The 258-nt window shown below is 59.3% G+C and carries 1 protein-coding gene; it reads right to left on the reverse strand.

The features are described 5' to 3' along the window. Window positions 1-258 (reverse strand): hypothetical protein (locus SB764_RS42050; RefSeq protein WP_410867043.1); only part of this gene is annotated, 258 nt, incomplete at both ends.

Below are 258 nucleotides of genomic sequence, written 5' to 3' on the forward strand. Positions count from 1 at the left end.
TGCGAGATGGCGCGTCCGCGCGCAACAGTACCTGGTCAAGCGTTTCAGCAAGTTCGGCATCGCTCATGTCAAGCGATAGGATTGCTGAGGGCGGGAATGCCCCATGCCCAGCCCCAAGCAGGATGAAATCGACAGGCTCTGAAGAGGCGCGCGCAAGCACGCTCTCTCCATGAGCCTCAATGAACAATGCTGGACCAAATGGGCCATCAATAGGAACCGCGTGCGGCGACTTTGCTTCCAGACGGCCCAGCAAGCGCT

The sequence above is a fragment of the Paraburkholderia sp. SIMBA_027 genome (assembly GCF_046535315.1).
GTDB classification, from domain to species: domain Bacteria; phylum Pseudomonadota; class Gammaproteobacteria; order Burkholderiales; family Burkholderiaceae; genus Paraburkholderia; species Paraburkholderia tropica.